The organism is Algibacter luteus (assembly GCF_030344935.1).
Lineage (GTDB): Bacteria > Bacteroidota > Bacteroidia > Flavobacteriales > Flavobacteriaceae > Arenitalea > Arenitalea lutea.
In genome coordinates this window covers 2350638-2371796 of the sequence record NZ_CP128313.1, presented here as the reverse complement: position 1 = coordinate 2371796, position 21159 = coordinate 2350638, and the positions used below count along the sequence as shown (strand labels likewise).

The 21159-nt window shown below is 32.5% G+C and carries 17 protein-coding genes; 8 read left to right on the top strand and 9 right to left on the bottom strand.

Features of this window, described 5'->3' with window-relative positions; genetic code table 11:
* Positions 1-20: 20 nt before the first annotated feature.
* Entirely contained in the window at positions 21-194 is a 174-nt protein-coding gene (locus tag O5O44_RS09945) for a hypothetical protein (protein ID WP_019387423.1), read from the top strand.
* A 63-nt stretch (positions 195-257) separates the two neighbouring features.
* Here O5O44_RS09945 and O5O44_RS09940 read toward each other — a convergent pair whose 3' ends face one another.
* From O5O44_RS09940 to prfB, 4 genes are all read right to left on the bottom strand, one after another.
* Positions 258-2687 (bottom strand): TonB-dependent receptor, encoded by a 2430-nt coding sequence (locus O5O44_RS09940; protein WP_289194217.1) that lies wholly within the window; start codon positions 2685-2687, stop codon positions 258-260.
* A 90-nt stretch (positions 2688-2777) separates the two neighbouring features.
* On the bottom strand, positions 2778-3119 hold the full coding sequence (gene arsC / locus O5O44_RS09935; RefSeq protein ID WP_289194216.1) for an arsenate reductase (glutaredoxin): 342 nt from the start codon (positions 3117-3119) through the stop codon (positions 2778-2780).
* Positions 3119-3736 (bottom strand): HAD family hydrolase, encoded by a 618-nt coding sequence (locus O5O44_RS09930; protein ID WP_289194215.1) that lies wholly within the window; start codon positions 3734-3736, stop codon positions 3119-3121. Before O5O44_RS09930 ends, arsC begins: the two co-directional genes overlap by 1 nt.
* A protein-coding gene (prfB, locus tag O5O44_RS09925) for a peptide chain release factor 2 (protein ID WP_289194214.1) occupies positions 3733-4843 on the bottom strand; the annotation gives its coding sequence in 2 pieces (ribosomal slippage) (positions 3733-4779 and positions 4781-4843; 1110 coding nt in all). The genes O5O44_RS09930 and prfB overlap by 4 nt, the downstream gene beginning before the upstream one ends.
* A 126-nt stretch (positions 4844-4969) precedes the next feature.
* Here prfB and O5O44_RS09920 point away from each other — a divergent pair.
* Complete coding sequence (locus tag O5O44_RS09920; RefSeq protein WP_289194213.1) at positions 4970-6277, top strand: phenylacetate--CoA ligase family protein; 1308 nt, start codon at positions 4970-4972, stop codon at positions 6275-6277.
* 201 nt (positions 6278-6478) lie between these two features.
* On the opposite strand, the gene O5O44_RS09915 is transcribed toward O5O44_RS09920, so the two are convergent.
* Positions 6479-9379 carry a DUF7467 domain-containing protein gene (locus tag O5O44_RS09915; protein WP_289194212.1) on the bottom strand — a complete coding sequence of 967 codons (2901 nt, stop codon included), beginning with the start codon at positions 9377-9379 and terminating at the stop codon, positions 6479-6481.
* Between the two features lie 217 nt (positions 9380-9596).
* Between O5O44_RS09915 and O5O44_RS09910 the strand changes: the two genes are divergently transcribed.
* Positions 9597-10613 carry a threonine aldolase family protein gene (locus tag O5O44_RS09910; RefSeq protein ID WP_289194211.1) on the top strand — a complete coding sequence of 339 codons (1017 nt, stop codon included), beginning with the start codon at positions 9597-9599 and terminating at the stop codon, positions 10611-10613.
* A gap of 34 nt (positions 10614-10647) precedes the next feature.
* Positions 10648-11793 (top strand): ATP-grasp domain-containing protein, encoded by a 1146-nt coding sequence (locus O5O44_RS09905; RefSeq protein WP_289194210.1) that lies wholly within the window; start codon positions 10648-10650, stop codon positions 11791-11793.
* 76 nt (positions 11794-11869) lie between these two features.
* On the opposite strand, the gene O5O44_RS09900 is transcribed toward O5O44_RS09905, so the two are convergent.
* Positions 11870-13117, bottom strand: coding sequence for a hypothetical protein (locus O5O44_RS09900; protein ID WP_289194209.1), 1248 nt, complete (start codon positions 13115-13117; stop codon positions 11870-11872).
* A 282-nt stretch (positions 13118-13399) separates the two neighbouring features.
* Complete coding sequence (locus O5O44_RS09895; RefSeq protein WP_289194208.1) at positions 13400-13723, bottom strand: YbaB/EbfC family nucleoid-associated protein; 324 nt, start codon at positions 13721-13723, stop codon at positions 13400-13402.
* A gap of 91 nt (positions 13724-13814) precedes the next feature.
* Between O5O44_RS09895 and O5O44_RS09890 the strand changes: the two genes are divergently transcribed.
* The 3 genes from O5O44_RS09890 (at position 13815) to capB (ending at position 18499) form a co-directional block, all read left to right on the top strand.
* Positions 13815-15872, top strand: a complete 2058-nt coding sequence (locus O5O44_RS09890) for a S9 family peptidase (RefSeq protein ID WP_289194207.1) — start codon at positions 13815-13817, stop codon at positions 15870-15872.
* Between the two features lie 79 nt (positions 15873-15951).
* Complete coding sequence (capA, locus tag O5O44_RS09885; RefSeq protein WP_289194206.1) at positions 15952-16992, top strand: cysteate synthase; 1041 nt, start codon at positions 15952-15954, stop codon at positions 16990-16992.
* Between the two features lie 247 nt (positions 16993-17239).
* A complete protein-coding gene (gene capB, locus O5O44_RS09880; protein WP_019388750.1) occupies positions 17240-18499 on the top strand; it encodes a cysteate-C-fatty acyltransferase in 1260 nt (419 codons plus the stop codon).
* Between the two features lie 63 nt (positions 18500-18562).
* Here the strand turns inward: capB and O5O44_RS09875 are convergent, their stop codons facing one another.
* Entirely contained in the window at positions 18563-19684 is a 1122-nt protein-coding gene (locus O5O44_RS09875; protein ID WP_289194205.1) for a GTP cyclohydrolase, read from the bottom strand.
* 30 nt (positions 19685-19714) lie between these two features.
* Positions 19715-20734, bottom strand: a complete 1020-nt coding sequence (locus O5O44_RS09870) for a transporter (protein WP_289194204.1) — start codon at positions 20732-20734, stop codon at positions 19715-19717.
* A gap of 146 nt (positions 20735-20880) precedes the next feature.
* On the opposite strand from O5O44_RS09870, the gene O5O44_RS09865 reads away from it, so the two are divergent.
* The gene (locus O5O44_RS09865) at positions 20881-21144 is read left to right on the top strand and encodes a DUF4834 family protein (RefSeq protein WP_289194203.1); all 264 of its coding nucleotides are present in this window, start codon (positions 20881-20883) and stop codon (positions 21142-21144) included.
* Positions 21145-21159: the final 15 nt, after the last annotated feature.

Genomic DNA, 21159 nt, shown 5'->3' with positions numbered 1-21159 from the left:
ATTAAAAGATAAAATTTATTATGTTTGAATTTGACCAGTATTTAGGTTTTTTAGCGTTTTTAACTATTTTAACAATAGGTTTTTGGTTAATGATTTTTTTATTAACTTTTGTTATTCCTTATTGGATAGGAGGTTCTTTAATAGAAAGATTAAAAGAAATTAAAGAAGAGAAGAAGGCTAAGCGTCAAGAATAAAACATAATTACAGATATAAAAAAAAGGAAGCTAATTTAGCTTCCTTTTTTTTATGGGTTTATTTTACATATCCATACCGCCATCACCACCATCAAATCCACCTTGGCGCTCGCGCTTTTTCTTTTGGTTGAATCTATAAGTAAATGCCAGATTGAATGTACGACCACCTCTAAATTGAATTTCTTGATAGGCAGTAAATGTTTCTGCGGTAATATCATTGCTAAAAAATGCCGTATTAAAAAGGTCTCTTACATTAAAAGCTATAGACGCTTTTTCTTTAAGAAAATCTTTACTAAATGCTAAATTAGTTGAAATGATACCTTTTCTATCATTTTGAGCATCTTGACTAGGCCCTCTAAAATTTATATTTGTTTGCCAATCAATATCGTACGGTAAGGTAAATTTATTTGTAAGTCTCGCTCTCCAAGTCAGGTTGTTAGCACTTAAGTCAATGCCATTAAATTCGCCTTCGCGTTCAAATTTATAAATATTAAAATCGGTATTAACACGCCATTTTCTTGTTGGGCTGTAATTTAAATTCAACTCAAAACCATAGCGTATATCCTCGCCTAAATTAATAGGTCCTCTTGCTATAACTGGAAATTCTTCACCATCAACAATAACAGTTTCATCGGTTGTTCTACTGGCAAAAGTCATAACTTCTGTTGAATGAGAATAATAGATTGATGAAGAAATAGTCAGTTTATCTAATTTATTTAAATACCCAATTTCAAAAGTACTTGAGAAGGTTGGATTTAAGTCTGGATTTCCTTGAAATACGTTGGTTATACTAGAGCGAGAAGGGAAGGGGTTAAGCATAAAACCTCTAGGTCTTCTAATCCTTCTGTTATAACCTATGGTGAAACTTTGAGAATCACTCATTTCATAATTTATATTTACAGTTGGAAATAATCCGTTAATTTTTTTTCTGCTAAAATCTCCCGTCGTAGGTTGGTCTAGCGTAATTCTTGTATTTTCGAACCTTAACCCCAATAAATAAGAAAACTTGTCAATTTTACTCCCAAATTGCGTGTAAACAGCAGTGTTGTATTGCTTAAAATTAAAGAGATTTGTAAGATTGTTATTTATTATAAAATTACCAGATTCTGGATCTAAGAGAGAAACTTCAAAATCTGTAGATCTTGTTGTGAAATCTCCTCGATAACCTAGTTCAATCTGGCTCTTTTCGCCAATAGGTACAACATAATCAGATTGTAAGAGGATATTAGATTGATTCTCAAGTGTGGTTATTATTTCAGATTCTATACCATCAATTGAAATTAAGGAATTTAGGTCTTCATTTGAATCTTCATATTGAAAGTCGAACGTTAATTTATGGTCGCTATCCTTGAAGTTCTTTGTGAAATTTAAAGCATATTGAATGGTTTTATCTTCTTCCTTTTCTGGATCTTTTCGTTCACTTTCACTAGTAGTATTCGTAATTTTATTGAACTGAACGAGTTTATTAACAGAGTTGTTTTCAGAATTATTATCGCGATAAACCACAGAAGTTGTTAATGATGCGGAATCGTTTATATACCACTCAATACCTGTGTTTGTGGTGATGCCTTTTCTAATATCTAACCAATCGCGTTTTTCATCTAGATCTGGTGTATTATCCTCAAAATATTTTACATCGTTATACCATCTTCCTATAGTTTCTTGGTATCTATACGACGTTGTATTGAATAGATTTATATTACCAGTTCTATAATTTATGTTTCCTGATATTCCAGCAGCATCAGGATGTCCAATATTAGTGGTAACTGAGCCGTTTAAGCCTTGTAGTTTACTTCTTCGTAAAATAATATTTAATATTCCTGCAGTTCCTTCGGCTTCATATCTAGCTGAAGGTGAGGTGATTACTTCTACTTTTTCAATAGCTTCTGCGGGCAATTGCTTGAGTGCTTCTGTAGAATTAAGACCAACCAACCCAGAAGGTTTACCGTTTATAAGTATACGCACATTGTCATTACCTCTTAGGGCAACATTACCATCGGCATCTACTGAAACGGATGGAACGTTATCTAAGACATCACTTACATTTCCTCCACTAACAGTTAAATCTTTTCCAACATTATATATCTTTTTATCTAGCTTTATTTCTACAGTTGTTTTTTCTGCAATAATTTCAACTTCAGCTAAAGTTTCAGCATTAATTTCTAAAGAAAAAACACCTAAATTTTCATTTTTTGATATAATTTTATTGGGTATTGTAATGGTTTTGAATGAAATGTATTCAATGGTAATGTCATAAGTTCCCGTTGGGACCGGAATATTAAAATCGCCTTTCGCATTGGTTATTCCACCAGTTACTATTTTATTTTGATTTTTATTGAAAAATGCGATAGTTGCATATTCCAAAGGAAGTTTTGTCTCTTTATCAATTACATTTCCTGATATTTTTACTTCTTTAATTTCAGCTCTTTGCGCAAAAGTAAAGCCCGTGAATAAAAAGAAAATGAACAATAGAAGAGTGTATTTTTGAGTCATGAATGATGTTTAAACATTTAGACAGCAAATTTACGTTAAGGTTTAGTGGTCTTAGGTTAAAGTTATGTTAATGCAAATTGTTTAGAACCGTTATAAGATAGTAGAAATAAGCTCAGGTGGTCTCCCAACAACTGCTTTATCGCCATTAATAACAATAGGCCGTTCAATAAGCTTTGGATTTTCAACCATTGCTTTAACAATATCGTTGTCGCTCAAGGTTTTACCTTTAAAATTTTCTTTCCATACAGCCTCATTTTTTCTAACTAAATCAATAGGTTTTATTTTTAGTAGATTGATGATTTTTTTTAATTCTGCAACACTCGGAACCTCATCTAAATATTTAATAATTTCGAATTCTTTTCCTGAATTTTCTACAATTTCAAGTCCAGCACGCGATTTACGGCATCTATTATTATGGTATATTTTTATCATTATAAATAAATATTAAACGTTTGTAATTGTTTGTATAATTTTTCGGGAGATTCAAATTGTATACCCTTAATTCCTAGCTTTTTAGCGGCTTCAATATTTCTGAGATTATCATCAATAAAAATCGAGTTTTCAGCCTTTATATTGAATCTGTTTAATGTTAAATTGAAAATAGCATCGAAGGGTTTTCTAGTTTTTTCTTCTCCTGAAACCACTATGCCTTCAAACCATTGCAAAAAATCAAAACGCTCTAGAGCTATAGGGAATGTTTCGACACTCCAATTGGTTAATGCAACAACTTTAAAGTTTTTACTCTCAACTAGTTTTTTTAAAATAGTCACAGTTCCTATAATTTCTCCAGCTAACATTTCTACCCATCGACCATAAAACATACGAATTTCATTTTCATATTCAGGAAAAAGCAAAACTCTGTCCTCTGTAGCTTGAGCTAGAGGATACCCTGCATCTTGGTTTTCATTCCAATCGCTAGTGCAAATGTTATCGAAGAACCACTGCATTTTTTCGCGATTGCCATTGAAGACTTTTAAATACAAGTATTCAGGATTCCAATCGATTAAAACGCCACCAAGATCAAAAATAATGGTGTCTATTTGATTCATAACTGGTTATCGTCTTCTACTTTTTGTCCCATCATCATTAAATACGATTTTAAAAACTCGTCAATATATCCGTCCATTACCGCATCTACGTTGCCTGTTTCATGACCTGTTCTTACATCTTTAACTAATTTGTAAGGATGCATCACATAATTTCTAATTTGGCTTCCCCATTCAATCTTCATTTTGCCTGCTTCAATATCTTCTCGTTGCGACATTTGTTTTTGAAGTTCAATTTCGTACAACTGCGATTTCAGCATTTGCATTGCCCTAGATCTATTATCATGCTGAGAGCGTGTTTCTGAACACTGAATTTGAATACCTGTTGGTTTATGAAGTAATTGTACTTTGGTTTCTACCTTATTTACATTTTGTCCTCCTGCACCGCTAGAACGCGCTGTTGTAATTTCGATATCAGCGGGGTTAATTTCAATTTCAATAGTGTCATCAACAAGTGGATAAACATAAACGGATGCAAAACTAGTGTGACGTTTTGCATTACTATCAAAAGGCGAAATTCGTACCAATCGATGTACGCCATTTTCTCCTTTTAACCATCCAAAAGCAAAATCGCCTTCAATCTCTAAAGTAACGGTTTTGATACCTGCGACGTCTCCTTCTTGAAAGTTTAGCTCTTTAACTTTAAATCCACTTTTTTCGGCATACATTAAATACATACGCATAAGCATGCTAGCCCAATCGCAACTTTCTGTACCTCCAGCACCTGCGGTAATTTGTAATACTGCGCTTAAACTATCGCCTTCTTCGGAAAGCATATTTCTAAACTCAATATCTTCGAGTAGAGTAGATGCTTTATTGTATCTGTTTTCAACATCTTCTTGTGTCGATTCCCCTTCTTTGAAAAACTCGTAAATAACTTCGAGGTCTTCAATAAGTGTCTTTAGGTCTTTGTAGTCTTGAACCCATCTTTTCTTCACACGAAGCGATTTCATTGTAGCTTCTGCAGCTTTTGGATCGTTCCAAAAATTTGGGTCGAAGGTTTGCTCTTCTTCGTTTTGTATTTCTATTAATTTGGCATCTATGTCAAAGATAGTGCCTTAGCTTATCTAGGCGGGTATTAAGATCTTTAATTTGATCTGATGTTATCATGTGATAATAGTTTTAAACAAAAATAGAAAATTAAACTAGATTTAGTTGTTTAATAGAGAAGCGAATTTCAATGATATTTAAGGGGATTCTTAAGTTTTTTGCCTATTTTGTTGTATAAATCAAAATATGAAAATATTAGAAAAGGTCAGGTGCTATTCATTTTGGTTTCTCGATTTTTTAAAAGGGGGAAAAATAAAAGGACATTTTACAGACATAAAATATATTTTAGAAAATTTTGATACTTATGAATCTATAAAACGCAGAAATGATTATTTAGAAAATATACTTAATCATGCCGTAAATACCGTTCCATTTTATTCTAAAACTAAAGGATTTAATTCTATTACAGATTTTCCAATTGTAAATAAGCTTATTTTAAGAGAACAGTTCGATAATTTCTTATCTAAAAAACACAAACATAAAAAGAGCTTTGAAGTTAGTACGAGTGGTTCAACTGGAACACCATTTCTCGTTCGTCAAGACATAATTAAAAAACAAAGAAACAGGGCAGATACTATATATTTTAGTAGAAAAGCAGGTTATAATATAGGGCATAAGCTTTTTTATATGCGGGCTTGGGGAAACCTTATCAAGAAAAAAAAAATCATTTGTTTTTTACAGAATGTAAAGACTGTAAGTGTTAATGATTTAAATAATGAAAAGCTTCCTCAACTTATAAAAGCGTTTTCACGTGGAAATGCAACTAAAGCTTTTCTGGGTTATTCATCTTCTTTTGATCAAATATGTAAATATTTAGAAGCAACTAATTCTCCCCCTTTAAAAGCTAATATAAGTTCCATGATAGCTAATGCAGAACCATTAGGTGAAAATACAAAAAATGCTGTTAAAAAATATTTTGGACATGACATATTATCGAGGTATTCTAACATGGAAAATGGCATCTTATCTCAACAAATTAAAAATGAAGGAAGTAATTATCATATTAATTGGGCGAGTTATTATATTGAAATTCTGGATATTGAGAAAGATATACCCGTTAATTACGGAACATTAGGTAGGGTAGTTGTTACAGATTTATTTAACTATAATATGCCTTTAATACGTTATGACACCGGAGATTTGGCTGTTATGGATATTAATAAGAAGTATTTTAACGGAGCACCGTCATTTTCTAAAGTTGAAGGGAGAAGAATGGATGCAATTTATAATACAAAAGGACAAATTGTAACAACAGTTGTTTATGAATTGGAATATTTTCCTGAATTCAATCAATCTCAATTAATTCAAGAAGATGAGAAGAAGTATTGCGTAAAAATAAACATTGATGAACAGTTTAAGCGAGAAGAAAAAATGATAGATATTTTAGAACAATATTTAGGTGAAGACGCTGAAATTAGAATAGAATATGTTGATGAAATCCCACAGCTATCCTCTGGTAAAAGAAAGCTCACTTTGAATAAATTCAAAATTTAGGTCGTATCTATTAGCAGTATTATCCAACAATGTATCTTGTTATATTCAGCGTAAAACTATACATCTCAAAATTATTAATTCGATGAATACTAATTGAAATTCTGGTGCAAGAAATAATTTTTTAAAACCACTTTTGTAAATAATATTACATAAAAAAAGCCCGAGATATTTCTCAGGCTTTTTTATAAAATCAACTAATTTTTAGTGTCCATCTGTTAAACTACAAGTATTTCCTTTTTCATCGGTATGACTTGTAACTAGGAATGTTCCGTCATTTTTGTTTCCGTCATCATCTGCTGGATCTGGATATGATCCCATATCCCCAAATATACTTTTAGAAGCATCTACGTTACCAAGAATGTCATCAGAACAACTTGTGTGAATGCTAGCTTGTAAATTTCCATTTACGGTGTAGTACCACCAATTTCCAACGGCACCTAAAGTTGGTGTTATAACAGCTCCCTTGGATACGTTAGTAAATGTTTGAGATCCACCTTTGTCTCCTGTTACAACTATTACAGCTCCTGAAGGTCCATCATATTTTACAGACATCTTAACAATTTTGCCATCACAATCACATTCAGTACTACCTGATGTTGGAGAATCCATTGGTAGTACTTCTACATTATATCCATCAAGTGTACAAGTATTTCCTTCGTCATCAGTATGCATAACAACAAGGAAAGTACCATTATTGCTTCCAAACTCTGGATTTGGATAGGTTCCCATATTACCGAAATCACTTTTTTCAGCATCCACATTTCCTAAGATATCATCAGAACAACTTGTATGAATACTTCCTTGAACGTTTCCGTTTACAGACCAATACCACCAGTTACCAATATCTCCTAAAGTTACGTTAAGAATATCTCCTGTTTGTACATTAGTAAATGTTTTTGAGTTATTGCCGTCTTCGTCATCACCTACAGTAACTGTTGCTCCGTTCGGACCACTATATTCAACTGCCATTGAAACAATTTTACCATCACAGTCACATTCAGCACTTGAAGGCGGTGTATTTACTGGGCATAACTCACCGCCATTGCGACTAGCGCCTCCAATTACCGTAAAATTACCGAATACAGATCCTGCGCCAATTTCGACAGAACAACTTGTATGAATTTTTTGAGCTACTGAACCGTTTACAGAAATTATGATTTCTGTTCCTAAAGTTCCTTTATCATCTTTACCAGAAAACGTAAATGTTTCACCAGAGTTAACATTTCCTGTAAAAGCAACTAAGCCATCTTTCTTTTGAACCACTTCAATAAAGGCAGAACCTCCACCATTATATTTAAGATCTAATCTTGTAACTTTACCGTCACATTCTTGACAATCTGGTTCCGTTGGTGGTGTACCTTCGCAAATAGGACCATTATCTTTACTAGTACCTGCTGTAACAACCAAACTGTCACCAATTGGTAATCCTACATAAAAAGGTTTAGAGCAGCTTACGTGAATTTTTCCAGGGTCATGCTCTGGAGCATTTTGTACCACACCATCCAAAGTAAAAATTAAATTATTCTCTTCAAACTTGCCATCATCCTTACTTCCTGATAGAGTAATCAATTGATCAGGCATAATTTTTGCATTAAATAACACAGCATCCTTATGTTCAACTTTAAGCATTACCAAACTCGTTCCTGTATATTTAACGGTAAAACTGGTTACGCCTCCTTTACATTCATCACAACCACCATTTGGAGGAGTATCTACAGGGCATAATTCGCCACCTTCTCTACTTGATCCACTTATAACTTCAAAATCTCCACTAATTAAACCAGGACCAATTGGTTGAGAGCAACTTGTATGAATTTTTGTGTTCTCATTTCCATTAACATAGATTTTAATTTCAGTTCCTAGTGTTCCCTTTTTGTCATTACCAACAAAGCTAAAAGTTTCTCCCGGAGTTACGTTACCTTCAAAAACAACTTTACTGCCATTTTCACCTTCTTTTTTTGTTTTTACAACGATGTTGGCTGGTTCATCACCATTATATTGGAGTTCTAAATTAGTTACCTTACCTTCACACTCATCGCAATCGCCGCCTGGAGTAGAATCTACAGGGCATAGGTTACCGCCCTCTCTACTTGATCCACTTATAACTTCAAAATCGCCACTTACTAAACCAGGACCAATTGGTTGAGAGCAACTTGTATGGATTTTAGTGTTTTCTTTACCATTTACAAATATTTTAATTTCGGTTCCTAAAGTTCCTTTTTTATCGTTACCTACAAAACTAAATGTATCTCCAGCTGCTACTGTTCCTTCAAAAACAACTTTACTTCCGTTTTCACCTTCCTTCTTTGTTTCAACTCTAATAGTTGCCGTTTCATCTCCATTGTATTGTAATTCCAGTTCTGTAACTTTTCCTTCGCATTCAAAACATTCCTCTTCAATTTCTTTTTCTGGAACGTCAACTGTAATTATAATTGCTTGTCTTCCAGCAGGGTTAAGAATTACACCTACTTTTTGTCCACAAGCTGGGATAAATCCTTCACCATCAGCTAATGCCGCTTGAACAATTTCTTGAGCTTTAGCTATATTACCATCAGAGTCGTTATTCCATTCTGCCACCGGGTCTGTTAAAAATCTACATTCTACGCATACAGAATCATCAACTAATAACCAGATAGCATATTGTATATGTCCAAAAGTATAAGTTCCACCACTTGGGCTAGTTTTACCTATATAATCTTGGTTTAGTACCCAGTTTACTAAATCAAAGTTTTCAGGAAACTCAAATTCTCCATCGGGTAGCGTTTCATAACTTGAATATACTGCAAACTCTAATGGGCCTTCAACGTCTAAGCTTAAATCTTGGTCAACACACCAAGCAGGAATATCTATACCCGCTAAATTTGTATCGAGAATTTCTAAATCAAAATATGCATTCTCACCAGGTTTTGCTGTAGTTTTAGCGGTAACAACATCCGGTAAGTTTAATTCAAGTGCTTCTAAATCAGGCTCACATGTTACTGATACCTGAGAAGAACTATTTGAAAACGAAAAGGCGTCACCCTCCGGATTTTCAATAATGTCTTGGTTACATGATAGAAATAATAAACATACCCCTACTATGCTTAAAAATAATTTTTTCATAATTTTAAGAATTAGTTTGTTAAAAAAGAAGATTGTTTGGTTTGAACAATTTACAATATGTAAGTTACGAAAAGTAGGAAAACATCGATTAAATTACTGACTGAACAGTTAATAAATTCGATGAATAGATATAAAGCATTTTATTTAGATGAAAGGAATAATTATGCATATTTTTATACTTTATTAATTGCGTTTAAAATTCAATAGGTATAATTTTATGATAATAGACCTTAGGAGCGATACAGTAACAAAACCATCTAAAGACATGTTGGAGGTTATGATGGCAGCCGAAGTAGGAGATGATGTTTTTAGAGAAGATACAACGGTTAATACATTAGAAAAACAGATTGCAAAAATGTTTGGTAAGCAGCAAGCTCTGTTTTTTCCTAGTGGAACCATGGCTAATCAAACGGCATTAAAATTACACACCAGTCCAGGAGATCAAGTCATTTGCGATAAATATGCCCATATTTATAATTATGAATCTGGAGGAGCCTCTTTTAATAGCGGTGTTTCTTGTAAATTAATTGATGGAAATCGCGGCATGTTTACAGCAAAACAAGTTGAACAAGCTATAAATCCAGAAGCGTATTATTATAGTAAAACCAGCTTAGTAGAAATTGAAAACACTACTAACAAAGGGGGAGGCGCTTGTTGGAGTTTTGATGAAATTAAGAAAATAAAAACTGTTTGTAAAAACAATAGTTTAGGGCTTCATTTGGATGGTGCACGATTATGGAATGCTTTAGTTGTTAAAAACGAAACCGCTGAACAATACGGAAAAGTTTTTGATACCATTTCTGTATGTTTAAGTAAAGGCTTAGGATGTCCTGTAGGTTCATTATTGGTTGGAGATACAGACATCATGACCGATGCACTTAGAGTTAGAAAGATTTTTGGTGGAAACATGAGACAAGCTGGTTATTTAGCTGCGGCTGGACTTTTTGCCTTAGATAATAATATTGATAGGTTAAAAGAAGATCATTTTAGGGCTAAAGAAATTGAGAATGCTTTAAAACGATTATCTAAAATTAAATCTGTTGAAACAGTTGAAACCAATATTGTGGTTTTTGAACTGAATGATGATGTTGATGAATCCTTATTTTTACAAAAATTAATAGACAACAATATTTATATAATTAGTATGGGCGGAAGGAAATTAAGAATGGTTACTCATTTGGACTATACTAATATTATGCATGAGAAATTAATGAGCTTTATTAATTTATTATAGTGGAAACGAATGTTTCATGAGATGAAATTAGTTAATGAAAAGTAACAATAAAGAAATTGCAATTTTAATTCCTGATGGAGAAATTCACGTTATCATGTACGTGGTTAACTGTTTTTCTCTTGTGAAGAATGTTAAGGTATATGTGATGTCGTCCAAAATAAACAGTCACATGAAATATTCTAGGTTTATAGAAAAATTCATCTATTACCCTGAAACAAATCATGATGAATGGATTAAACAAATTAATTATGAGGTTGAAAAGTATGGGATTGATTTGGTAATGCCAGTCTATGAGAAGGCTATAAACGTATTAGCTAATAATTTAAGTAAATTAAGATATCCTGATAATTTAGTGAATTTATCTAGTGCTCAAGATTTATATTCGGCAGGGAATAAAGGTGCGTTATACCGTCATTTAAAATCTCACAATATTCCATGCCCTAATACATTAATAATAAAGCCTAATAATCTTACTGAAATAGTAAATTTAAATTATCCTGTAGTCATAAAACCCGTTGAAGGTGGTGGAGGAGGTAAGGGTATTAAAATAGCAACAAACAAAGAAGAAGTTTTAAAGTACTATACAACATATACCTTTAATTGTGATTCTATTATTCAAGAATTTATTAATGGTTATGACTTATGCTGTAATGTGCTATGTAAGGATGGCGATTTAATAGCGTATTCCATTCAAAAAGGAACCGTTTTTAGAGATGGAATTCTAACTCCCCAAATTGGTTTCGATTTTATTGAAAATGAAGCACTATTGCAAACCACTAAAAAACTGATGAAAAGCTTGAATTGGTCTGGGGTCGCCAATATTGATTGGCGATTTGACGAAAAAGAGAATGTATTCAAAGTTATAGAAATAAATACTAGATTTTGGTTGGGTACAGATGCGGCTTCAATTGCAGGTGTTAATTTTCCATATTTATATTGTCAATCTTCTTTAGGTCAAGAAATTGAATTAAAAAAAACTGAATCTATTTCATACTTAAGTTTAGAAGGTTTGGCTAGAATACTTAAACGGAACCCGCTATCCGTATTCAAATTTAAGTACATCTATAATCATTCGCCAATTCGTTTTATTATTAAAGACCCATTCCCAATATTATATAAAATGCTCTATATTTTAAAACTAGTTGGCATTTCATTACATCTAGATTATGCTATTAATTAGTTCTTAAAAGTATTATTGAAAACAAAAAAAAAGAGGCAAGTAAATGCCTCTTTTTCGTTTCTATAATCACTATTAATTAGTGTCCACTGTAACTATATCTACATTTACTGTAGTATCTACAGCTCCAGTGTCTGTAACATTTATTGTAATCTGGTTTAACATACTCACAAAGTTCACCTCCGATGCTGCTTTCACCACTAATAACATTAAATACACCTTTAGTATATCCAGGTCCTATATTAATATCACAGTTTGTTTTGATTTTAGTATAATAACATCCGTTAATATAGATGTAAGCATATCTACCAAAAGTACCATCATGGTTAGCACCTTCAATTGTGAAGGTCTCGCCAGCTTTTACCATTTGACTAAAGATTTTTACACCATAACATGTGTTTTCTTTTCTTTGGTAAATTTTTATGTATTTATCACATCTCCAATCGAATTCTAATTCTAATTTGGTTACTTTTCCTTCACAGTCGCTACATTCTTCTTCTTTTTCAGGAACATCAACAGCAATCATAATTGCTTGTTTACCTGCTGGGTTAAGAATAACTCCTACTTTTTGTCCACACCCGGGAACAAAATCTTGACCATTAGCAATTGCAGCATCAGCAATTTCTTGAGCCATTGCAACATTAACAGCAGCATTACTAGTCCAACTAGCCTCACCTGGTGCAGCTAAAGCAGAACATTCTACACATACAGAATCATCAACAAGTAACCACATAGCATATTGTACATGACCAAAAGTATAATTTCCTCCACTAGCACTAGCTTGACCAACAAAATTTTGATTGATAACCCAGTTAATTAAATCAAAGTTTTCAGGGTACTCAAATTCACCTGCAGGAAGAGTTTCATAACTTGAATAAACGCTAAACTCCGCAGAATCTCCATCATACAAACTCAAATCTTGATCTACACACCAAGCAGCAATACCGGTGCCAGCTAATGATGAGTCTAAAATATCAATAGTAAAGTAAGAGTCAACCCCAGGTTTTGAAGTTACAGTTACATTAGCAACATCTGGTAAGCTTAACTCTAAAGCTTCTAAATCAGGAGTACAAGAAGATGGTATAGGCGTACCTTCTTGCGTTGAGTTACTTGAAAGAGAAAAGCTTAATTCTCTTGTTGGCATAATTTCACTGTTGCTATCTAATACAAAAGATGTATCTTCTTCACCATCTGAAACTAAAATTTCGTCTTCCATAGCTAGTTCGTCTTCAACTATAGAAGAAGCTCCCTCGGTTAGTGTCTCATTTTGACACGAAGCAAATACAACAAGTATTGCCAATAAAAAAAGTTTGGTTAAATTTTTCATAATATAATATTAGTTTTTACAATTTACAGAAACAAATATAGCGGAAGAGTAAATCTGATATCAGAATTTTAGACAAAATACCTATCTATCAGTTTTGTGAAATTTAGATTACATTTTGTCGATAATTTTTACATTTCATAAGTAATTAATGAAATAATAAAATTAAAAGAATGCACTTTAAAGATTAGATAATCATGTAATTATCATAAAGAAGTGCTTTGGTTTGAATAATTGCACTCAAAACGGAGTAAAAATTAAAAAAACTTCAAGAAGGCTTTGTTTTTATTTAAACATGTCCATTCCAGGAATATTAGGTAATCCTTCCTTAGCTGCCGCTGCTAATTCAGCTTCATTCACCTTTGTTGCTTTTTCTATGGCTTTATTTAAGGTAAGAATTAAATAATCTTCTAATTGCTCTTTGTCTTGAAGTAATTCGTCATCAATCTCTATAGATTTTATAGTTCTGTTTGCAGTTAACGTAATTTTTAACTTATTATCATGACTTGATTCATCAATTAAAACCGTATCTAAAAGCTTTTTAGTTTCTTCAACTTTCTTTTGGGTTTCTTTAAGTTTTCCCATCATATTCATCATATCTCCAAACATAATTTTTAAATTGATTATTTAGAATACAAAACTATTTAATTTTTCTATTTTTGAAGGCTTAAATTTTTAAGAATATTAATCAACTTAATTGATGATAATTATGCAAGCTCCGAAAGCAAAAAAAACACCTACAGAATTAACAGTTCATGGAGATACTAGGATTGATAATTATTATTGGCTAAATAATAGAGAAGCCCCAGACGTTATCGATTATTTGAATGCTGAAAATGCATATACCAAACATATGATGCGTCATACCGAAGCATTTCAGAAAACTTTATTTGAAGAAATGAAGTCTAGAATTAAGGAAGATGACACATCGGTGCCTTATAAATTAAATGGTTATTGGTATTTAACGAAATATAAAAAGGATAATGACTATCCTATTTACGTGCGGAAGAAAGAAAGTTTAGATGCAGAAGAAGAACTTTTGTTTGATTGTAATGAGATGGCACAAGACCATGCTTATTTTAATTTAGGCGGAATTTCTATAAGTCCAGATAACACTTTAGTCGCATTTTCAACCGATACTGTTAGCAGACGACAATATACTATACAAATAAAAAATTTAGTTACTGGCGAGATATATCCTGATAAAATCTTAAATACAACAGGAAGTGCTACTTGGGCAAATGATAATAAAACATTGTTTTATGCCATGAAAGATCCAGTAACGTTGCGTGCTCATAAAATATTCAAACATAAATTATTTTCTAATAGTAAAACTGATACAGAGGTTTATCATGAATTAGAAGAATCCTTTAATACGTTTGTATATAAATCAAAATCAAAGAAATACATTATAATTGGGTCTTCAAGCACACTTTCTTCAGAATATCGTTTTTTAGATGCTAATACTCCCGATAATGAGTTTAAAGTGATTCAAAAAAGAACAAAAAATTTAGAGTATAGTATTGCGCATTATCAGGATAGTTTTTATATCATAAGTAATATTGATAACTCAACAAATTTTAAAGTATGTAAAACAAGCGAAAAAGCAACCGAAAAAGAACATTGGCAGGATGTTATTCCACATAGAAATAATGTTTTAATTGAAGATATTGAAATTTTTAAAGACTACTTGGTTGTAAACGAACGTGAAAACGGGCTTAATAAATTAAGGATAATGAGTTGGAATGGAGAGGAAGATTACTATTTACCTTTCAATTCTGAAACCTATACCACTTATATTGGTAATAACCCTGAATTTGAAAGTAATTTGCTGCGTTACGGTTTTAACTCCTTAACATCTCCAAGTTCTGTAATCGATTATAATTTTAAAACAAAAGAAAGTCAAATTAAAAAGGAACAAGAGGTTTTAGGTGGTACGTTTAATAAAGATAATTACGAATCTAAACGAATATGGGCTACTGCTAGAGATGGTGTGAAAATTCCAATATCATTAGTTTATAGAAAAGGCATAAAACTGGATGGTAAAAACCCATTGCTTCAATACGCTTACGGATCTTATGGTTCAACTATTGACCCTTCTTTTTCAACCATTCGATTAAGTCTGTTGGATAGGGGCTTTATTTATGCCATTTCACATATTAGAGGAGGTGAATATTTAGGACGAAACTGGTACGAAAAAGGAAAATTACTAACCAAACTTAATACATTTACCGATTTTATTGATTGTTCAAAATTTTTGATTCAGGAAAAATACACCTCTAACAAGCATTTATATGCATACGGAGGGTCTGCAGGTGGTTTACTTATGGGTGCCATTATAAATATGGAGTCAGATTTGTACAACGGTGTTTTGGCAGCAGTTCCATTTGTAGATGTTGTTACCACAATGCTTGATGACACTATCCCGCTAACCACTGGCGAGTATGATGAATGGGGAAATCCTAATGATTTAGATTACTATAATTACATGAAATCTTATTCGCCATACGACAATGTTAAAACTAAAGCATACCCAAATATGCTTGTTACCACAGGTTTACATGACTCACAGGTGCAATATTGGGAACCGGCAAAGTGGGTAGCTAAACTTAGAGACTTAAAAACAGATTCCAATAAATTACTCCTGCATACCGATATGGAATCTGGTCATGGCGGGGCTTCAGGTCGTTTTGAAAGTTTAAAAGAGGTCGCTTTAGAATATGCTTTTTTATTAGATTTAGAAGGAATTCATGGCTAATAAAAAAAAAAGTTTTATTTTTGTTCGGTTTAAACTGTGTTTGTGTATTTAAAAAACACGGCAGTTTTAAAGAGCTTATATGAAAAACAGAAATCAAGTATTTGATAATGTATTAGATTTAGTAGGCAATACTCCGCTTGTTAAACTTAATAAAATAGCTTCCAAGTTTAAAGGAAACTTTTACGCGAAAGTAGAATCTTTTAACCCTGGACACTCATCTAAAGACAGAATAGCACTTTACATCATTGAAGAAGCCGAAAAGAAAGGTATCCTTTCTCCAGGTGACACTATTATTGAAACAACATCAGGTAATACAGGTTTTAGTATTGCTATGGTAAGTATCATAAAAGGTTATGATTGTGTATTAGCTGTAAGTTCTAAATCGTCGCCAGACAAGATAGACATGTTAAAAACGATGGGAGCCAAGGTTTATGTATGTCCAGCACACGTTAGTGCAGACGATCCGCGTTCTTATTACGAGGTTGCAAAGCGTTTACATAGCGAAATCAAAGGTTCGGTTTATATCAATCAATATTTCAATCAATTAAATATTGATGCACATTATAAATCTACAGGTCCTGAAATTTGGGAGCAAACTGAAGGTAAAATAACACATTTACTAGCTTGTAGCGGAACAGGTGGAACTATTTCTGGTACAGCAAAATATTTAAAAGAGCAAAACCCAGACATTAAAGTCATTGGTGTTGATGCGTTTGGTTCGGTGATTAAGAAATATCATGAAACTAGAGAGTTTGATGAAAAAGAAATTTATCCATACCGAATTGAAGGTTTAGGTAAAAACTTAATCCCTACGGCTACAGATTTTGATGTTATTGACGAGTTTGTAAAAGTAACTGATGAAGATAGTGCTCACACCGCGAGATTAATTGCAAAAACTGAAGGAATGTTTGTTGGTTATACTTCCGGTGCCGTAACTCAGGCCTTATTGCAATTGGGTGAAGAGGGACGATTTAAAAAAGGAGATAACGTAGTCGTAATATTTCCAGACCATGGTGCAAGATACATGAGTAAGGTTTATAGCGATAAATGGATGAATGAACAAGGTTTCTTTGATAGTGTCAATGAAGCCGCAGCTCAAAATATTCAGTACATAAAATAGATTACAAAAAATTAAAAAAAAAGAGACTATTTTTTACTTGAAAGGTAATAATAGTCTCTTTTTATATTTTGTTAATAATTGAGCATTAAAAATTATGTTCAAAGCAGATAAATAATTAATTTTGCAACAACTAACTAAGGACTAAGGCTTCTTGAATTTTTAAATACTTAAGTGTTTATATCCCAATTAAAAAGCAATTATCTAGTTGTAGTTATGTCTTAATTTTAATAGCAATAAGATTTACTAAATGAAAGATTTATTCGAAAAAATTTATAAAGACAAAGGGCCATTAGGAAAGTGGGCGTCTCAGGCTGAAGGTTACTTTGTGTTTCCTAAATTAGAAGGAGAAATTTCAAACCGCATGAAATTTCAAGGGAAAGATGTTATAACATGGAGTATTAATGATTATTTAGGATTAGCAAATCATCCAGAAGTTCGTAAAGTAGATGCTGAAGCAGCTGCACAATACGGCTCTGCATACCCAATGGGGGCAAGAATGATGTCTGGTCATACAGATTTACACGAAAAGCTTCAAAACGAGTTGGCGTCTTTTGTGAATAAAGAAGCGGCTTATCTTTTAAATTTTGGTTATCAAGGTATGGTATCTACAATAGACGCTTTGGTTGCTAAAGATGATATTATAGTTTACGATGTCGATGCACATGCTTGTATAATAGATGGAGTACGATTACATATGGGTAAACGATTTACCTATAAGCATAATGATGTTGAAAGTTTAGAGAAAAACTTAGAGCGAGCTACAAAAATGGCAGAACAAACAGGCGGAGGTATTTTGGTTATCTCTGAAGGAGTTTTTGGAATGCGTGGTGAGCAAGGTCGATTAAAAGAAATTGTAGCGCTTAAAAAGAAATTTAATTTCAGATTATTTGTTGATGATGCACACGGTTTTGGTACGCTAGGAGCAACAGGAGCTGGAGCAGGAGAAGAGCAAGGCGTGCAAGATGATATTGATGTGTATTTTGCAACATTTGCTAAATCATTAGCAAGTACAGGAGCTTTTATTGCTGGCGATCAAGAAATTATTGATTATTTAAAATATAATTTACGTTCTCAAATGTTTGCAAAATCATTGCAGATGCAATTAGTTGTTGGTGCATTAAAGCGATTAGATATGCTTAGGACTATGCCAGAATTAAAAGCAAAATTATGGGAGAATGTAAACGCATTACAATCTGGTTTGAAAGATCGTGGTTTTGATATTGGAACCACACAAAGTTGTGTTACGCCAGTATATTTAAAAGGTAGTATTCCTGAAGCTATGGCTTTAGTAAGAGATCTTCGTGAAAATTACGGAATCTTCTGTTCTATAGTAGTTTATCCTGTTATACCTAAAGGGTTAATTTTGCTTAGATTAATACCAACAGCAACACATACGTTACAAGATGTAACAGAAACATTAGACGCTTTTGATGCGATTAGAGATCGTTTAGAAAACGGAACTTATAAGCGTTTGTCTGCAGCATTAATGGCGGCAATGGGCGAGTAGAGGAATTCATTATATAGTATAAAAAATCCGATTCATTTGAATTGGATTTTTTTGTTTTTATTATTAAGCTAAATCTTTTCTGAATGTTTTTCTGCGACGGTAAACTTCAGGATCAAAGTGTTTCCATATTTTATGAATGGCTTCGTTATCTTCTAATTCTGGTGTTCTAAAACAGGTTTCGATGCCTTTTGCTTTAAATGTTTCGTAATATTCGTTAAAAATAACAGCATGTACACCTTTGTTTTGGTATTCTGGATGAATTCCAATGAGATAAAAAATAACATCCTTACTGTTTTTTTTAGCTTTTAAAATGTGTTTAAAACCAAATGGAAACAATTTGCCTTTTGCTTTTTGTAAGGCTTCGGCAAATGAAGGCATAACAATAGCGAAACCTATCATGTTGTCATCTTTATCCACAATAAACTTAATGTATTCTGGATTTATAAAACTTATAAATTTCTTTTTAAAGTATTCTTTTTGAATATCATTTATGGCTACAAACGAAGATAAAGATGCATAACTCTCATTAAACAAATCAAACATCTTATCGGCATAAGGCATAACTTCCTCTGTCTTGGTAAGTTTTAAAGGTGTTAATTGGTAGCGCCTTTTAATAAGTTCCTGAGCTTTTTTAAAAAACTCTGGTTTTACATTTTTAAATGGAAATCTACTTTCAGAATAGGACTTTTCAACTTTGTAATTGGCGGCTTCGTAATGTTTTATGTAGTATTCGTTGTTATACCAAGTTACCATAGGTGCTATGGAATCATATCCTTCAGTTACTACGCCAACTTTGTCTAAGTTAGAAAATCCAACAGGACCTTCTGTGTATTCAAGTCGGTATTCTTTCCCAATTTTTTCAACTTCATCTAAAAGGGCTTTCGAAACTTCTAGGTCATCAATAAAATCAAACCAACCAAAACGCATTTTTTTTTGATTCTGCTCCTTAATTTCAAGCCAATTTACTATGGCTGCTATTCTGCCAACAATTTCATTATTCTTAAAAGCCAGAAATAATCTCGCTTCTGCATTATTAAAAACAGGGTTTTCTTTTTTATTAAACGTTTTAATTTCTTGACTTATAATAGGAGGTACCCAATATTTCGAGTCTTTATAAAGTTTAAAAGGAAATTTTACAAAAGCTTTAAGCTCTTTTTTAGATTTTACTTCTTTAAGTGTAATCATAGTGTTATGATACGAATTGCTGTTTGATGATTAATCAAAGTCTATTTCTTTCTTTTTTCGTTTGTTTGTCTTTGAATCTGAATCATTTGCATCAGATTTTTTTCTTTTCTTATTTTTTCCGCTTCTGTTTGATCTTCTTATGCCTTCGTTTTCGGCTGAGGTTCCGTTGTCAATTTCTTTGTCCCTGTGGAAATCTAATCGATAAGAAGCTCCGAAATTTACAGCAAACACAGAAGGTGTGTCTTTTGTGTTAAAGGTTAATGCTGTATCCAATTGAAAATCTTTACCCCACAAATAAGCACCGCCAAATCTAAAAAGATTATCGGCATAAAAATCACTTTTTATTCCTTGTGTTTCGCCAAAAATTACCCATTTTGGACTGAAAGAATGTGTTAGTGTTAGTATGTATTGAAAATCGGATTGGTCTGTACCTATGCGGTCTTTAATTAAATTCATTACTAAAACCCATCCACCAGAAAAGTTGTTCTGCGTAGCAATCATCACTTTCGGGCTAAAACCTTCAATTCCTGTAAAGGTATATGGATTAGGTTTTGTGTCGTAATTTGCGCCTAAGTATACTGAAACAGCAGGAATTAACGATTTCCATTTAAATTGACGGTTTGCTTTCCAGCTATACAGGTTCGGTTTATCTTCCTCGGCATTTTTAAAAGGATCAAAAATAAGATATTTGGCTCCTACTGCAAGAAATTTAAAATTTGCTCTTCTGTCGTCTTCCGAAAAATTAGACATGAATGTTTTAGTATCGTTTTGGTAAGTTCCTTCAATGTTTAATTCTAATTCTTCAAACAATAACCCGTATCTCGCGGCAAAATCAATTCCAAAACCAGAAACTTCGTAAGCCGCAGCTGGTGTTCTTTCTTCTTTTAACATATAGGGTCCGAACTCAAATTGTGCCACATTGGTACCAACAGAAAATGCGCTTCTAGATACGCCTGGTCTATTGGAATTAATAACATCGGTATATTGGCAAAAGGCTTGTGTTACTGTTAAGCAAAACAACAGCATTAGGATAGATTTAATTGGGCTCATAATCATAAGTTTAACTAGCTTTTTTGTAAAAAGGTATTAAAGGCTTTTTCAAATATAGATATTTTATACTTTTTTTATCATTCTTGAACGTTTTTTAAAGAGATAGAATTGTATTTTTGTTATGTATTATAAATTAAAAGCTTAAAATGGGTTTATTAAGAACCATACTTATAATTGTATTAGTTTACTACGGAATAAAAGTACTTTCAAGAATTTTTGCCCCTTTTTTGGTAAAATATGCTTCTAAGAAAATGGAAAAACAATTTGGCGAACAATTTGGTAATTTTCAAAAAACACAAAGAAAAGAAGCTCCTAAAAAGGAAGGTGAAGTTATAATTGACAAGATTCCTAAAACAAAAACTTCAAATAAAGACGTTGGAGAATATGTGGATTACGAAGAAATTGAATAGGTTTTTTCTATTTTT

Bases quoted from the DNA above. Each gene is read 5' to 3' on its own strand.
- O5O44_RS09945 (WP_019387423.1), top strand. From the start codon at position 21: ATGTTTGAATTTGACCAGTATTTAGGTTTTTTAGCGTTTTTAACTATT.
- O5O44_RS09940 (WP_289194217.1), bottom strand. From the start codon at position 2,687: ATGACTCAAAAATACACTCTTCTATTGTTCATTTTCTTTTTATTCACG.
- arsC (WP_289194216.1), bottom strand. From the start codon at position 3,119: ATGATAAAAATATACCATAATAATAGATGCCGTAAATCGCGTGCTGGA.
- O5O44_RS09930 (WP_289194215.1), bottom strand. From the start codon at position 3,736: ATGAATCAAATAGACACCATTATTTTTGATCTTGGTGGCGTTTTAATC.
- O5O44_RS09920 (WP_289194213.1), top strand. From the start codon at position 4,970: ATGAAAATATTAGAAAAGGTCAGGTGCTATTCATTTTGGTTTCTCGAT.
- O5O44_RS09915 (WP_289194212.1), bottom strand. From the start codon at position 9,379: ATGAAAAAATTATTTTTAAGCATAGTAGGGGTATGTTTATTATTTCTA.
- O5O44_RS09910 (WP_289194211.1), top strand. From the start codon at position 9,597: ATGATAATAGACCTTAGGAGCGATACAGTAACAAAACCATCTAAAGAC.
- O5O44_RS09905 (WP_289194210.1), top strand. From the start codon at position 10,648: ATGAAAAGTAACAATAAAGAAATTGCAATTTTAATTCCTGATGGAGAA.
- O5O44_RS09900 (WP_289194209.1), bottom strand. From the start codon at position 13,117: ATGAAAAATTTAACCAAACTTTTTTTATTGGCAATACTTGTTGTATTT.
- O5O44_RS09895 (WP_289194208.1), bottom strand. From the start codon at position 13,723: ATGTTTGGAGATATGATGAATATGATGGGAAAACTTAAAGAAACCCAA.
- O5O44_RS09890 (WP_289194207.1), top strand. From the start codon at position 13,815: ATGATAATTATGCAAGCTCCGAAAGCAAAAAAAACACCTACAGAATTA.
- capA (WP_289194206.1), top strand. From the start codon at position 15,952: ATGAAAAACAGAAATCAAGTATTTGATAATGTATTAGATTTAGTAGGC.
- capB (WP_019388750.1), top strand. From the start codon at position 17,240: ATGAAAGATTTATTCGAAAAAATTTATAAAGACAAAGGGCCATTAGGA.
- O5O44_RS09875 (WP_289194205.1), bottom strand. From the start codon at position 19,684: ATGATTACACTTAAAGAAGTAAAATCTAAAAAAGAGCTTAAAGCTTTT.
- O5O44_RS09870 (WP_289194204.1), bottom strand. From the start codon at position 20,734: ATGAGCCCAATTAAATCTATCCTAATGCTGTTGTTTTGCTTAACAGTA.
- O5O44_RS09865 (WP_289194203.1), top strand. From the start codon at position 20,881: ATGGGTTTATTAAGAACCATACTTATAATTGTATTAGTTTACTACGGA.